The organism is Streptomyces sp. Je 1-332, assembly GCF_040730185.1.
GTDB lineage: Bacteria > Actinomycetota > Actinomycetes > Streptomycetales > Streptomycetaceae > Streptomyces.
Genome location: NZ_CP160402.1, coordinates 7,731,728 through 7,744,960, shown reverse-complemented (window position 1 = coordinate 7,744,960; position 13,233 = coordinate 7,731,728). Strand labels below are relative to the sequence as shown.

The 13,233-nt window shown below is 69.9% G+C and carries 12 protein-coding genes and 1 pseudogene; 6 read left to right on the top strand and 7 right to left on the bottom strand.

Annotated elements, in window-relative coordinates; all coding sequences use genetic code 11:
• Window positions 1-69: 69 nt before the first annotated feature.
• Window positions 70-2,115, bottom strand: a complete 2,046-nt coding sequence (locus tag ABXJ52_RS34850) for a SpoIIE family protein phosphatase (protein ID WP_367047798.1) — start codon at window positions 2,113-2,115, stop codon at window positions 70-72.
• 232 nt (window positions 2,116-2,347) lie between these two features.
• Here ABXJ52_RS34850 and ABXJ52_RS34845 point away from each other — a divergent pair, with 232 nt between their 5' ends.
• The 5 genes from ABXJ52_RS34845 (at window position 2,348) to ABXJ52_RS34825 (ending at window position 5,761) form a co-directional block, all read left to right on the top strand.
• Window positions 2,348-3,103: a hypothetical protein gene (locus tag ABXJ52_RS34845; protein WP_367047796.1), complete on the top strand. Its 756-nt coding sequence runs from the start codon at window positions 2,348-2,350 to the stop codon at window positions 3,101-3,103.
• A gap of 116 nt (window positions 3,104-3,219) precedes the next feature.
• Window positions 3,220-3,648, top strand: coding sequence for an SRPBCC family protein (locus ABXJ52_RS34840; RefSeq protein ID WP_367047794.1), 429 nt, complete (start codon window positions 3,220-3,222; stop codon window positions 3,646-3,648).
• A 510-nt stretch (window positions 3,649-4,158) separates the two neighbouring features.
• The gene (locus ABXJ52_RS34835) at window positions 4,159-4,425 is read left to right on the top strand and encodes a GlsB/YeaQ/YmgE family stress response membrane protein (RefSeq protein ID WP_367047793.1); all 267 of its coding nucleotides are present in this window, start codon (window positions 4,159-4,161) and stop codon (window positions 4,423-4,425) included.
• Window positions 4,426-4,507: 82 nt separating this feature from the next.
• Window positions 4,508-5,137 (top strand): alpha-ketoglutarate-dependent dioxygenase AlkB, encoded by a 630-nt coding sequence (locus ABXJ52_RS34830; protein ID WP_367047791.1) that lies wholly within the window; start codon window positions 4,508-4,510, stop codon window positions 5,135-5,137.
• A gap of 243 nt (window positions 5,138-5,380) precedes the next feature.
• The gene (locus tag ABXJ52_RS34825; RefSeq protein ID WP_367047790.1) at window positions 5,381-5,761 is read left to right on the top strand and encodes a hypothetical protein; all 381 of its coding nucleotides are present in this window, start codon (window positions 5,381-5,383) and stop codon (window positions 5,759-5,761) included.
• Here the strand turns inward: ABXJ52_RS34825 and ABXJ52_RS34820 are convergent.
• Window positions 5,752-6,627, bottom strand: a complete 876-nt coding sequence (locus ABXJ52_RS34820) for a LysR family transcriptional regulator (RefSeq protein WP_367047788.1) — start codon at window positions 6,625-6,627, stop codon at window positions 5,752-5,754. The two genes, ABXJ52_RS34825 and ABXJ52_RS34820, sit on opposite strands and share 10 nt — an antisense overlap.
• 119 nt (window positions 6,628-6,746) lie before the next feature.
• On the opposite strand from ABXJ52_RS34820, the gene ABXJ52_RS34815 reads away from it, so the two are divergent.
• Entirely contained in the window at window positions 6,747-7,193 is a 447-nt protein-coding gene (locus ABXJ52_RS34815) for a tautomerase family protein (protein WP_367047786.1), read from the top strand.
• Here ABXJ52_RS34815 and ABXJ52_RS34810 read toward each other — a convergent pair.
• From ABXJ52_RS34810 to ABXJ52_RS34790, 5 genes and pseudogenes are all read right to left on the bottom strand, one after another.
• Window positions 7,118-8,419: a cytochrome P450 gene (locus ABXJ52_RS34810; protein ID WP_367047784.1), complete on the bottom strand. Its 1,302-nt coding sequence runs from the start codon at window positions 8,417-8,419 to the stop codon at window positions 7,118-7,120. The genes ABXJ52_RS34815 and ABXJ52_RS34810 overlap by 76 nt on opposite strands.
• Window positions 8,420-8,605: 186 nt before the next feature.
• Entirely contained in the window at window positions 8,606-9,490 is an 885-nt protein-coding gene (locus tag ABXJ52_RS34805; RefSeq protein WP_367047782.1) for a geranyl diphosphate 2-C-methyltransferase, read from the bottom strand.
• 14 nt (window positions 9,491-9,504) lie between these two features.
• Window positions 9,505-10,632 (bottom strand): annotated as a pseudogene (locus ABXJ52_RS34800) (family 2 encapsulin nanocompartment cargo protein terpene cyclase); the annotation flags it as partial.
• Window positions 10,633-10,784: 152 nt separating this feature from the next.
• Entirely contained in the window at window positions 10,785-12,197 is a 1,413-nt protein-coding gene (locus tag ABXJ52_RS34795) for a family 2B encapsulin nanocompartment shell protein (RefSeq protein WP_367047780.1), read from the bottom strand.
• 276 nt (window positions 12,198-12,473) lie between these two features.
• Entirely contained in the window at window positions 12,474-13,190 is a 717-nt protein-coding gene (locus ABXJ52_RS34790) for a TetR/AcrR family transcriptional regulator (RefSeq protein ID WP_367047778.1), read from the bottom strand.
• Window positions 13,191-13,233: the final 43 nt, after the last annotated feature.

The following is a 13,233-nucleotide window of genomic DNA, read 5'->3' as shown; positions in this document are numbered from 1 at the left end:
CCTCAGGGTTTTCACGTCGCTGTTACTGCCCTGACGGAGCGCGGCAGACAAATGTGACCGCCGGGCCGGTCACCCCTCCGGGACCGCGAAGTCGCACCAGACGGCCTTGCCCTCGCCCCGGGGCTCGATCCCCCAGCGCGAGGCGACCGCCTCCACCAGGACCAGGCCGCGGCCCGAGGTGGCGGTCTCCACCGGGGACTTCTTGCGGGGGCGGGTGCTGGAGCGGTCCTTCACCCAGAGGCGGACGCGGCGAGGCGGCCCCGTGAGGACCTCCAGGGTGAGAATGGCGCCTCCCTCGGTGTGGACCAGGGCGTTGACGAGCAGTTCGCCTGCGGCCACCTCGACATCGTCGGCGACCGCCCCAAGACCCCACGACGCGAGGTGTTCCCGTAGCGCCGCGCGCGCGTCGGCGAGCCCCTCGGGGTCGGCCTGGTGGATGTACCGGTGGATGCGCGGTTCGTGCAGCGTCCCCGGGTCGGGGAGCCGGCGCAGGACAAGGAGCGCCACGTCGTCGCTGCTTCCCCATCTCTTCCAGAGCGCGCGGGAGAGATGGTCGGCCAGGTCCTCGGCACTCTCGGGACCTGCGGACAACACCTCGGCGAGGTTCTGGATCCCCGTGTCGAGGTCCAAGCTGGCGTCCTCCACGAGTCCGTCCGTGCACAGCACCATGGTCTCGCCCGGCACGAGGTCGAGCCGCACCTCGGGGTAGTCCTCCATGCCGAACTCGGTGGCGAGCCCCAGCGGCAGCCCGCCGCGGACCCGTGGCACGCCCACACGGCCGTCCACGTGCCGTACGAGGGGCGGCAGATGGCCCGCCCGCACGGCGCGCACGATGCCGGTGGCGGGGTCGAACTGGGCGTAGGTGCAGGTGGCGAAGCGCTCGGTGTCCAGCTCGGCCAGGAAGCGGGAGGCACGCGAGAGCACCGTCGCGGGTGGGTGTCCCTCACCGGCGAAGGCCCGCAGGGCGATGCGAAGCTGCCCCATGATGGCCGCGGCGTGGGTGTCGTGTCCCTGTACGTCGCCGACGACCACGCCGATGCGTCCTCGGGGCAGGGTGATGACGTCGTAGAAGTCGCCTCCTACGTCGCGACCGCCCCAGGCGGCGTGATAGCGCACGGCGACCTGGGCGTCCGCGACCTCGGGGACTCCGCGGGGCAACATCGTGGCCTGCAGGCTCTTGGCGAGGTCGCGTTCCTCGTCGAACAGCATGGCGCGCTGCAGGGACTGGGCGACGATGCCGGAGAGCCCGATGCACAGGTTGCGGTCCGCGTCGGTGAAGTCCTTGCGGCCACGGTAGAAGAGCGCGAGGCCGCCGATGGCGCGGTCCTGCGCGACCAGCGGCAGGAACGCCGCCGAGTCGAGTTCCATGTGCTCGATGTAGGGCCCGAGACGGCGAAAACGCCGCCCGAGGTCGGGCAGCGAGCCCACGAAACGTGGCTGCCTCGTCAGGACTGCCTCGGCGAGCGGCTGCGACTCGTCGACCTTGTGCAGCTTGAGTTCGTCGAGGGCCTGCATCGTCTGGCCCACCAGGGCGATGAGCTTGAGGTTCTCGCCTTCGACCAGGCCGAGGACCAGGCCGTCGGCGGCGAACCGGTCAAGGCCGCTCGCACCGGACAGTACGGCCACCACGTCGTCGACGGTGACGGCCCGGGAGAGGGCCTGGGTGGTGCCCTGCACCATCAGGGCGACGCCCTGCCTGCGCTCCTCCCGCGGGTCGGTCGCCGCGAGCTGGGCCCCGTCGTCCGATGCGGTGCGCACGACGCCGACTGCGCGCACGGCCCGGCCCGCGTCGTCGCGCAGGATGCGTCCACGGGCGTGCGTGAGGTGGACCGAGCCGTCACGGTGCCGGGCGCGGAAGTAGACGCCGAAGAGGTCCACGCCCGTGGTGTCCGCCTCCGTCACGGCGAAGCTGATGCGTACGGCCTCTTCGGGGGGCACGCGTCCCCGCAGCGAGGTGACCTTGCCGCGGAACTCTTCGGGGCGCAGGTCGAGCACCGCGAGGGCACTGGCATCGAGCCGGAGTTCACCGCTCTCCAGGTCCCAGTCGAAACCGCCCGTGCCGGTCAGGAGCAGGCACTGTTCCAGGTCGATGTGTGACTTCTTGGCTGACGTCATGGCTGTCTCCGTATGCCGCTCGGTCACCATAAGCGCCAGGAGCCGCAGGCGCGCGGCCGTCGCCTCCCGGCCGACCCGCCCAGGACAGTCCAGGACCGGACAGGACCGTCCAGAAAGTGGACAACGTCCTTCCGGTGATCCATCGCGGCAACGGGGTAATCGGGTGTTCCGCGGCCCCGACGGCCGCGGATGACACCGGAGGGCGCGGACGCGCCTTCGGGAAGGAGCAGACGTGGTCAGGGGCAGCAGAACCATGGCGGTCGCGGTCGCCGGAGCGGCTTTAGTGGCTCTGGCCGGTTGCGGTGGCGGCGAATCGGACGACAAGCCCAAGCAGCCGTTCGCGGGCAAGAGCGCCGATCAGATCGCGGCTGACGCGGTCAAGGCGACGGAGCAGGCCGATTCCATGCACATGAAGGGGACCGTGCAGCAGTCGGCGGGCACCACGATGACCGTCGACCTGTCGGTGGACAACAGCAAGAACTGTGACGGCAGCTTCCAGGCGGAGGGCGCGTCGGCCGACGTCCGGAACACGAAGGGGACGTTCTACCTGCGGGGCGACGAGAAGTACTGGCAGCAGGCCCTCAAGGGTCAGGCCGGTGGCGACAAGATCGTGCCGAAGGTGGCCGACAAGTGGGTGAAGGCACCCGCCGACGACGCGACGACGAAGGGCCTGTGCGACAAGAAGGCGCTCATGTCCTCCATGGACGAGGACAAGTCGGACCGCAAGGGAATGAAGAAGGGCTCGACGACGGACGTCGACGGTACCGAGGCGATCCAGCTGACGAAGAAGACCTCCGGCGGTGAAACCCTCACCATGTACGTGGCCACCGAGGGCAAGCCGTACATCCTGCGCACGACGTCGAAGGGTGGCGAGAAGCCCAACTCCTCCACCTTCAGCGACTACGGCAAGCCGGTCAGTCCTGAGGCACCCGCGCCCGGCGAGACCGTCGACCTCGAGAAGCTCGCCGCATCCGCCCAGAAGGCGTGACGCGCGACGGTCCGAGTGACGTTTTCGCATGGTCAGCCCCTTGAGGGGTACCGGAGTGCCATGCCTCACCGGCCCGGAGAACCCGTGGCCACTCCCCCGTCCAGAAAGAGGTGCGTATGTCCGCGTCCCTGCTCGAGTCCGTCGACGTCCAGGCGCCGGTTTCCGTCGCCTGGGACCTGTGGAGCGACGTGACCCGCTGGCCGTCGTTCCTCAGCCACGTACGGCTGGTCGAGCCGATGGACGAGCGACGCTTCGCGTGGCAGCTTGAACTGCCCGGTGCGGAGAAGAACTTCGTCGCCGAGCTCACCGAGGTGGTGCCCGAGAACCGGATCGCCTGGCACACCGTCGAGGGGGTCGATCACGCGGGTGTGGTGACCTTTCACCGCCTCAGCGACACGACGAGCCGGGTGACGCTCCAGATCGAGTACGACCCCAAGGGCTTCGTCGAACACCTCGGCGCTCTCACCAATCTCGACTCCACCCTGGCCAACTACGACCTGGGGGAATTCCAGAAGCTCGCCGAGAAGACGGCGCTGTCGCTGTAGCCCCCTGGCAGGGCCACTGACGGGAGGGCGCCGGGCCCGCATCCGCGGATGCGGGCCCGGCGCCCTCCCGTCGTGTCGTGGGTCAGGCCGCGTCGCTTTGCTGCTCGGCGGCGGACGCTCGATGACGTCCCGCGTGCCCCTCCCCGCGGACGAGGCGAAGGTGGCGTACGCGCCGATCGGTTCTCGGCCACGCTTCCCCGTTCAAGCGGTCCTCTATGCGGTCCATGGCGATGATCAGGAGTCCCATGGCCGGCAGGAGCAAAAGAGCGACAACTAGCATCGGCTGCGTCCTCCTCGCGGCTTCTCTCCTCGCCTGCCCGTGGACGGCGCGCTCACGGCCCCGAAGTCATGAAGAGACTGCAACGCTCTCTTCACATCTACCGAGCGCAGTGACCTTGGTCCCGCGACTGATGACCTTGGTCCCGTGTCCGGGGTTCCCGGATGGACAGTGATCCCAGTGTCGGACGGCGGAGCACATGCCGCCACTCGCACAAGGGAAGGAACGAGCTCGTGGGCATCATCGCCTGGATCCTCATCGGCCTCATCGCGGGGGCCATCGCCAAGGCCCTCACCCCCGGCAAGGACCCCGGAGGCTGCCTGGTGACGATGCTGATCGGCATCGTGGGCGGGCTGCTCGGCGGCTGGCTCGGCAAGGTGGTCTTCGGTGTTCACTCGGTCAACGGGTTCTTCCACCTGTCGACCTGGATCGCCGCCATCGTCGGTTCCGTGATCGTCCTGATCCTCTATCGCCTGGTCACCGGAGGGCGAAGCCGCTAGCCCGCGGGCGGGCTGATGGCGGTACATCGATTCCGCCATTCGAATTAGATCGCATGTTCGAATCATTCGGTACACTGGCCGCATGGCAACGCACCAGCTCCAGGGCTCGCTCTTCGATCAGAGCGACGACGTGCGCCTGGGCTCTCTGGACGGCATCCGCAGGACGGCCCTCGGCGACGGTGCGTGGATCGACCTCCTGCCGGGCTGGCTCAGTGGCGCCGACACCCTGTTCGAACGACTGGCCACGGACGTGCCGTGGAAGGCCGAGCGCCGCCAGATGTACGAGCGGGTCGTGGCCGTCCCGCGCCTGCTCGCCTTCTACCGCGCCGGAGAACCGCTCCCCCACGCCGTGCTCGACGAGGCCCGCGCGGCCCTCTCCGCGCACTACGCCTCCGAGCTCGGCGAGGCCTTCACGACGGCCGGCCTGTGCCACTACCGCGACGGGCGCGACAGCGTGGCCTGGCACGGCGACCGCATCGGCCGGGGCGCCCGCGAGGACACCATGGTCGCCATCCTCTCCGTGGGAGCCCCCCGCGACCTGCTGCTGCGCCCACGCCGCGGCGGCGAGGTCGTCCGACGCCCGCTGGGGCACGGCGATCTGATCGTGATGGGCGGCTCCTGCCAGCGCACCTGGGAACACGCCATCCCCAAGTCGGCAAGGGCTGCGGGCGGGCGCATCAGCATCCAGTTCCGACCGCATGGAGTACAGTGACCGGCCGTCAGCCGTCGTACGGGAGCGGCGGCGTGCGGCGAGCCCGCTGCATGCGCTACAGTTGATCTTGCGTCTGCGGCCAGGAACTCCTGGCAACGGACCCGGCGTTGGTCGTCCAAGGAAAGACGCCCCGCTTCCTGCGGGGAAATGCAGGTGCAAGGCCTGCCCAGCGCTCACAGCAAGCCCCGGTCCCGGGTAAGGGACCGGGGCTTTTTTCTGCCCGGTCGAACACGAGGAGTGCACATGCACCCATTGGCGGTCGAACAGAACTTCCGGACGCGGGCGAACCGACTGCAGGGCTGGGGGATCGGGTTGCTGGCATGTGCCTCGCTGCTCTGGCTCTATGCCGCATGGCAGGTGTTCACCTCGTACGACTCCACGTACAACGCTGTGGACTGCCCCGCCCCGGTCAACGCCGAACCCAGGGATCTCTACTACGAGGGCCCCGCCGGCGCACACACCGATGCACTGCAGTGCGCGTCCGACCGCAGCTGGCCCCAGCCGCTCGCGGCATTGGTGGTCTCCGTCCCGCTGACGGCGATAGGCAGCGGGCTGTTGACCGCGGGATACGTCAGCATCCGCCTGCGCAACCACCAAGACGACTTGGAGAGCGCTCAGAACTGAGGCCGCGCAAGGTGGCCGGCTGCCGACTGTGCCAGTGAGGGGATCGCCGGGTGCCAGGGGCGGTTTTGGGGCCCTGTCAGGGCGAGGGTGCGGGATGTGTCGGGGTTCAGGGGCAGCAGGGTCAGGTCGGGCGGGAGCAGGGAGCGGGAGGCCTCGGACAGGACCGTGACACCGATGCCCGCCTGCACCATGCCGATCAGCGTCGTCAGGTCACGCACCCGGTGGGCGGGGGCGAAAGGAAGCCCGGCCCGCGTGTGGATCGTACGGATGCGGGCCTCGCAGTTGTCGGGCGAGATCAGGAAGCTGTCGTCCGCCAAGTCCCCGATGTGCACGCGTGGTTCGTCCGCCAGGGGGTGGTCACGGGGCAGCACGGCCCGGTAGTGGTCCTCGGCCAGGTGGATGCCGGGCCCCGGCGGCGGGTCGATCACGATGGCCGCGTCGGCCACGCCGTCCGCCAGCCAGGCGGACACTTCCGAGCTGCTGCCCTCGAAGACCCGCACCGTGACCCCCGGTTGGTCCTCCGCCCAGTGCCGGAGCAGGCCGGGGATCAGCCCCTGGCAGACCGTCGGCGTGCAGGCCAGCCGGACGGTGCCGGACAACGTCTCGGCGGCCTCGGCCGCGATCCGTTCCACGGACCGTGACGCCGACAGGGCGGTACGGGCGTGCGGCAGGACCCGCTCCCCCAGCGCCGTGGTGCGCGCCGGCGCGGAGCGGACCAGGAGCGGAGCCGTCAGCTCGCGTTCGAGGCTGGCTACGGCGTGCGACACGGCGGACTGGCTCATGCCCAGCTCGTCGGCCGCCGCGCTGAAACCGCCCGCTTCGACCACGGCGACGAAGGCCCTCAGCTGGGGAAGATTCACGGTCATGCGGCGGCCTCATAGAGCTATGACTTCGGTGCGTTGGATCCATCGTCGCAGGTCGGCGAGTGTTGCTCCGTGCCGCCGACGCCCGCCGGCACGACACAGAGCGCGTACCGAGGAGAGCCATGCCGTACATCCGTGTCACCGTCACCGACGCCGACCTTCCCGCCGCGACACAGCGCGCCCTGGCCGAGGGCCTCACCGGTCTCGCGGTGACGGCCCTCGGCAAGTCCCGTGCGCGAACCATCGTCCACCTCGACGTGGTCCCGGCCGCCCGGTACTACGTCGACGGCAAGCAGCTGACCGGCGCGCTCGACGCGCATGTCGAGGTCAGCATCACCCTCGGCACGAACAACGCCGCGGAGAAGGCGGCCTTCATCGCCGAGGCCGGGGGGCTCCTGACGGGCGTCCTCGGGCCGCTCGCCCGGGGCGGGGTCGCGTTGCACGAGCTGCATCCCGAGAGCTACGGCTACAACGGGGTGACCCAGTTCGACCACTACCGGCGAACCGCCTCGGCGGCGGCGCCCAGCACCGCGGGTGTCGGGCCGTCGGGGCGGACGGTGATGCCGTAGACGGCCCCTTTCGGGGTGGAGCGGAAGCGCGGGACGTGGGTCGGCAGCAGAAGTTCGAGGAGGGCGGTCGACTCGCGGAGAGCGAACTGCAGGCCCAGGCAGGCCCGGGGGCCGATGCCGAACGGGAAATAGCTTCCCGGGTGGGCCGGGCGTCGACCGGGTGCCGTGAAGCGCGCGGGGTCGAACCGGCCCGGTTTGTACCAGAGTTGGGGGTCCCGGTGCGTGAGGTAGGGGCAGACCAGTACGTCGGTGCCCGCCTCGATCTCGTACCCGGTGAGGTGGTCGTCCTGCGCCGCGCTGCGCGGCAGTATCCAGGCGGGCGGATAGAGCCTAAGCGCTTCGTGGACGAGCGCCTGGATGGCCTGCTGTCGCTCGGGCGAGCCGTCGGCGCCCGCGGCGAGGGCCCGGTCCCGTGCCTCCGGGTTGCGGTCCAGCAAGAGACAGAGCCAGGTGAGGGTCGTGGCGGTGGTCTCGTGCCCGGCGACGAGCAGGGTGACGAGTTCGTCGCGGATCAGCCCGTCGGTGTACTCGGGGCGCGTCTCGGCGGCGTCGAGCAGTACGTGCAGCAGGCCAGGGCCGTCGGGCCCTGCCTCGTGGCCGCGCGCGGCGGCGATGGCGCGGCTCGCCACCGCGTCGATGCCGGCCAGTTCGGCGGCGACCGCTCCCCGGGCCGCGGCGCCGTCGGCTGGCAGGCTGGGCAGGGCGGCCACCACGGCGGGTACGGCGGTCAGTTCGCTCTCTGTCTCCGCGTCGAGGGGGTGACCCGTCAGGGAACGCCAGATGGTGTCCAGGGCGAAGCGGCGCATCTCGTCGCCGACGTCGAATTCCTGCCCCGTACGGGCGTACTCGGCCCAGCGCGCCGCCGAGGTCCGGGCGGCCCCGGCGATCCGCTGCTCGTAGCGACGCATGCCCCGGCCGGTGAACTGGGCCTGGAGCAGCTTCCGTTGGCTCTGCCACGCCTCGCCCGTCGCGGCCAGGACTCCGTCACCGATCAGCAGTCGGGCGCGGTGTGAACGCTTCACGTACCGGCCGGGGTGGAGGGCGAGCACGTGCTGTACGGCCTCGGGGTCGGTGACCAGGACGGTCGGTCGCGGACCGGTACGGAAGGCGGCCACCCCGCCGAGCTGTTCGCGCACCCGGGCGAGGAGATCGATGAGTTCCCCTCCCCCGGCCTGCCACTGTGCGACCTGGGCGGGGTCGAGCTCGGGTACGCGGCGAGTGGCCACAGGGCTGCTCCTGGTCGGCGGCTGACCGTTGTCGTCAAGGACGCGGGGGTCATCGAGGTCGGTCTTGCGACACGCACTGTAGGTGAGGCCGCGCGGCACGCAACAGGACGCCTCACGCACGCACTTGGCGAGCCGAAGGAGCCGGGCCTCGGTTGGAGAGCCCGGCCCCTCGCGACGACCGGACGGTCAGACGCGGTCGGCCGCGATCAGGACGTACTGGAAGGAGCCGTCCTTGTACGAGTTGATGAACGCCTCCTCGATGCCGGTGACCAGCGACGACGTGGCCCGCAGCTCCCAGTAGGGCAGGGTCGCGGGCGTCAGGTCGATGACGGCCTGCGGCACGAGACGGTTGTCGGCCATGGCGCGGAGATACTCGCGGCGGGAGTGGATGTTGCACTCGAAGTGCGCGTTGATCTGGGAGACCCACTTCGAGGGCTGGCCGTACCGCGGGTTCCAGCAGCCGGTGATGGTCACATAGCGGCCGCCGACCTCGAGGATCCGCGAGTGCTCGGAGAAGAGGTCGTGCAGGTCGACGTACATGCTCGACTCGTTGTTCCACGAGCCCGCGGCCTGCCCGGTCTCGAAGGGCATGTCGAGCATGTTGCACACGCGGGCTCGGACATGGTCCTCGATACGGAGTTCCTGGGCGCGCTGGTTGGCGAAGTCGGCCTGCTTGGCGGACAGGGTGACGCCCTCGACCTTGCAGCCGAAACGCTGGTGGGCCATCACCATCGAACCGCCACGGCCGCAGCCAGCGTCCACGAGCGTGCCGTCACGCCCGACGGAGCCGAGGTTGTCCAGGAGGACCTCGGCCTGCGCGGACTCCAGGCGGTGCAGCTCGGTGATCAGCTTCTTCTCGTGCTCGCTGTCGCCGGCGTCCCCCAGGGCGGCGTGGTCGACGTCCCCGATGCCGTAATGGTGGTGGTAGAGCCCGTCGACGTCGCCCAGACGCAGGTTCACGGGCCGCGCCTCGTTGTTCCAGTAGCGCGCGATGTCGCCTTGGTAGGGCGTCGCCGGGGCGGGGACGAACGCGGTGGCACCGCTGACGGTGGTGAGTTCAGTGCTGGTCACAGATGATTCCGTCCTTACCAGAAATCGGGCAGGCTGTAGCGGTAGGTGTTGGTCTGGTGCCAGTGGTGGTTGCCGTCGACCCACACGGCCACGCCGCGCAGGAAGCGCAGCACGCTCGGCACGGGGCAGGCGGTGGCCACGGCGGCGGCTTCGGCCTCGAAGTCGTGCATGAGGTCGTTGTGGACCTCGACCGCCTTGAGGTAGCCCTCCCGGTCGGAGACGTTCTCGCGATCGGCGATCACCACGGGCAGGTTCAAGTGCCGTCCGGGACTGGCGAGTTCCTTGGTGTACGAGTACAGGTCGTTGACGATGGTGCTGGCGTTCCCGGCGAGCGCGATGACCCGCTGCACGTCGGGCCGGGCGTGCAGGTCCGCGGGGAGTTCGTAGCCACCTACGGTGTCGGTGATGGCGGGGCACGGGCGGAAGTTGTTGAACTGCCGCATCGCGAGGTACTCCCACACTCCGGGGGTGTGGTCCGTCTGGGCCCAGGCGCCCTCCGCGAGGTACCCCAGGTGCAGTCGCGCCATGTCGTGCCGGAAGCGGTCGGCCTGGGAGGGGGTGGCCTGTTGGACGAAGTACTCCATCGCGGAGCGGTAGGCGCGCCGCGGGGCGTCCGCGTGGAGCGACTCGGCCCACTGCGGCTGGTATTCCTTCGTGGCGTGCAGGGGGTCGAGTGCGGTGTGTGCCAGGAGAAGGCGTCCCCCGAGGCCGATGGGCGAGCCGCCGTGGTCCTCGCAGTAGCAGTCGTCGACCGCGTTCTCGGCGACCATGAGCCGGGTGGCGACCATCAGATGTTCGATGGTCGGGGCGTCCGGATGGCAGGCGACCATGTACCGCCCGACCAAGAAGCCGTCGAACTGGCCTTCCCACTCGTCGGGGTACAGCTCGACCTCGTCCACCGCCCAGTCCTTGATCCTGCGGCTGACCTCCGCCACCCGGGCGGGGTCGGGCTCCGGCACGGGGTGGTAGTAGAGGCCCGGGATCTGAAGCGCCTCCGCCGGCGCCTCGGTCTCCTGGGGCTCCTTGGGCTCCTTGGGCTCCTTGGGCGCCGGCGGCTGCGGCTCCTCCCGCCGGCCCAGCTGGAGGCCCGCCGTGCCGAGACCGCTGGGGCCGCGCAGGATGCGCTCCAGGGCAGGGATGGTGGGCGGGCTCGACGGCAGAGGGGAAGACCCGGGTTCGGGCATCCGTGGCTCCTTGGTGAGAGGGGTGTGCTCCCGGATCCGGGCATGGCCGCCCGGCCCGGGGCGGTCCGGGCTGTCGTGACCTTCCGACGGATCCGCCAGGCCTGCCTGCGTTACGCGGGCCTGCGTGCGATCTGCACGTTCTCCAGCACGCCGAGGGCGTTGGGCACCAGGATGGCGGCGGAGTAGTAGGTGCTGACCAGGTACGAGGTGATCGCCTGGTCGCTGATGCCCATGAAGCGCACCGACAGGCCCGGCTCGTACTCGTCCGGAAGCCCGGTCTGATGCAGGCCGACGACGCCTTGGTTGTCCTCACCGAGACGCATGGCGAGGATCGAGCTGGTCTGTTCCTTGCTGATGGGGATCTTGTTGCAGGGCAGGATCGGGACCCCGCGCCAGGCAGGCGCCTGCTGGCCGCCGAGGTCGACGTGATCGGGGTAGATACCGCGGGAGTTGAGCTCGCGTCCGATCGCCGCGATCGTCCTGGGGTGGGCGAGGAAGAGCTTGGTACCGCGGCGGCGGCAGAGCAGCTCGTCGAGGTCGTCCGGGGTCGGCGGCCCCGAGTGGGGCTGGATCCGCTGCTTGAAGTCGGCGTTGCGCAGCAGGCCGAACTCGCGGTTGTTGATCATTTCGTGTTCCTGGCGCTCGCGCAGCGCCTCGATGGTGAGCCTGAGTTGCTCCTCCATCTGGTTCATCGGCCCGTTGTACAGGTCGGTGACCCTGGTGTGGACCCGCAGAATGGTCTGGGCGGCGGAGAGTTCGTACTGCCGCGGCTTGAGTTCGTAGTCGACGAAGGCGCCGGGCAGCGCGACCTCGCCGGCGTGACCGGCCGACATCGCGATCTCGGCTTCGCCGTACTTGTTCTGGCGTTGCCGAGGGAGCCTGCGGAACTCGTCGACGTGGGCCTGGAGTTCGGGCGCCGATGACAGCACGGAGGCGAAGTCGGCGCGGGAGAGCGTGAGCAGGGTGCCGGAGGTCTCGGCGGTGGCGGTGCTTTCCCATCGGGCGTCGTCGTCGAGAAGGGCGTTCTCCCCGAACCGTTCGCCGTCGGCGAGTACGCCGACGCCGACCTCGTCCCCGTACTTGCCGACGGACTTCTGGCTGATCCTGCCGTGGGCGATCAGGTGGAGTTCCTCCGCCGGGGCGCCGCGCTCGACCAGTACCTCTCCGGCGCGGAAGTCACGCTGGACGCACCGGCCGGCGATCTCGGTCAGCACCTCCTTGTCGTCGAAGCCGCGCAGCAGGGCCAGTTCCCCGAGCTCCCGGGGGATCACCCGGACGTCGCCGCCGTCCTGGACGAACTCGATGCGGCCGTCTCCGACGGTGTAGGTCAGGCGGCGGTTCACGCGATAGGTGCCGCCCTTGGTCTCCACCCAGGGGAGCATCCGCAGCAGCCAGCGAGAGGTGATCTCCTGCATCTGCGGGGCGGACTTGGTCGTGGTGGCGAGGTTGCGGGCAGCCGCGGTGCCGAGGCTGGTCTGCCGGGGCGGCTCCAGCTGGGCTTCCGGGCTGGTGTCAACGGTCATCGGGCGAGCTCTCCTTCGCAGGGGTGTTAACCGGCATAGACGTGCCAACCGGCGAAAGTTGGAAGTAGAGGCGTAATCTCAAGGATTTCGCCCGGATCCAGAGACCATTTAACGGCTGTTGCGCCCGCCTCGCCCGATAAGACCGGCGGCAGCACTCGAAGCGGTGATCTTGCTCGGAGCGGGGTTTATCTGAACAACCCACCGCGTTCTGGCCAGTTGGCCGGAGGATGCTCGCCCCACGTATCCACCGTCACTCCAGCGCCGTTTGATGACCCGTCAGGTCCGGTCTCCGGGGATTCTGCGACGAATGTCCTCCAGCAGGTTCCGCATCGCCACGCGGAAGATCTCGGCCTGGTGTTCGCCGAGGAAGGAGGTGTGCCCGAACACCTCAAGGACCACGAGCCCGTGCAGATGCCCCCAGGCGCTCAGGAAGAGCGCGGTGGCGGCCGGTGGCAGGCGCCCCCCGCCGAAGTGCGGCAGCTGTTCCAGGTGTTCCCTCAGCGCGGGCGAGAGCACGGGGGCCTCAGCCGCGGCGAGCTGCTCCGCGCTGTACCCGGCGAACAGCTCGCGCTCGAAGATGGCGCTCATCCTGCGCGTCGCCTGGGTGGTCGTGCCCTCCGCGGGTGCCGCGTAGTCCCGTAGGGGTGTGCCGTAGAGGAGTTGGAAGTGCTCGGGGCGTGCGATGGCCCAACGACGGTAGCCCTCGGCCGCGACCACGAGGCGCGGCAGGTCCGAGCCGTCCTCCGCGGAGTCGACGGCGGCCTGCACGGCGTCGGCCAGGTCGTCGTACGCCTTGGTGACGAGCGCCGTGACGAGCGCGTCCCGGCTCGGAAAGTAGTGGTAGAGGGCCTGCACGGTCATCTGGAGGCTGCGGGCGATCGCCCGCAGGGACAGGGCCGCGGGCCCGTGTTCGGCTATGTGGAGCTCGGCGGCGTCCAGGATCTCTCGCGTGGCGGCGGCGCGGCGGCGCTCGCGCAGGGAGGGCGTGACCATGGCGGCTTCCTCTACGGGGGTGCGGTGACCGAACGGCGATCAC

Excerpts from the sequence above, each read along its gene's own strand:
- ABXJ52_RS34815 (WP_367047786.1), top strand. The coding sequence starts at position 6,747 with ATGCCGTACATCCGTGTCACCGTCACCGACGCCGACCTTCCCGCCGCG.
- ABXJ52_RS34790 (WP_367047778.1), bottom strand. The coding sequence starts at position 13,190 with ATGGTCACGCCCTCCCTGCGCGAGCGCCGCCGCGCCGCCGCCACGCGA.
- ABXJ52_RS34825 (WP_367047790.1), top strand. The coding sequence starts at position 5,381 with ATGCACCCATTGGCGGTCGAACAGAACTTCCGGACGCGGGCGAACCGA.
- ABXJ52_RS34795 (WP_367047780.1), bottom strand. The coding sequence starts at position 12,197 with ATGACCGTTGACACCAGCCCGGAAGCCCAGCTGGAGCCGCCCCGGCAG.
- ABXJ52_RS34850 (WP_367047798.1), bottom strand. The coding sequence starts at position 2,115 with ATGACGTCAGCCAAGAAGTCACACATCGACCTGGAACAGTGCCTGCTC.
- ABXJ52_RS34840 (WP_367047794.1), top strand. The coding sequence starts at position 3,220 with ATGTCCGCGTCCCTGCTCGAGTCCGTCGACGTCCAGGCGCCGGTTTCC.
- ABXJ52_RS34830 (WP_367047791.1), top strand. The coding sequence starts at position 4,508 with ATGGCAACGCACCAGCTCCAGGGCTCGCTCTTCGATCAGAGCGACGAC.
- ABXJ52_RS34820 (WP_367047788.1), bottom strand. The coding sequence starts at position 6,627 with ATGACCGTGAATCTTCCCCAGCTGAGGGCCTTCGTCGCCGTGGTCGAA.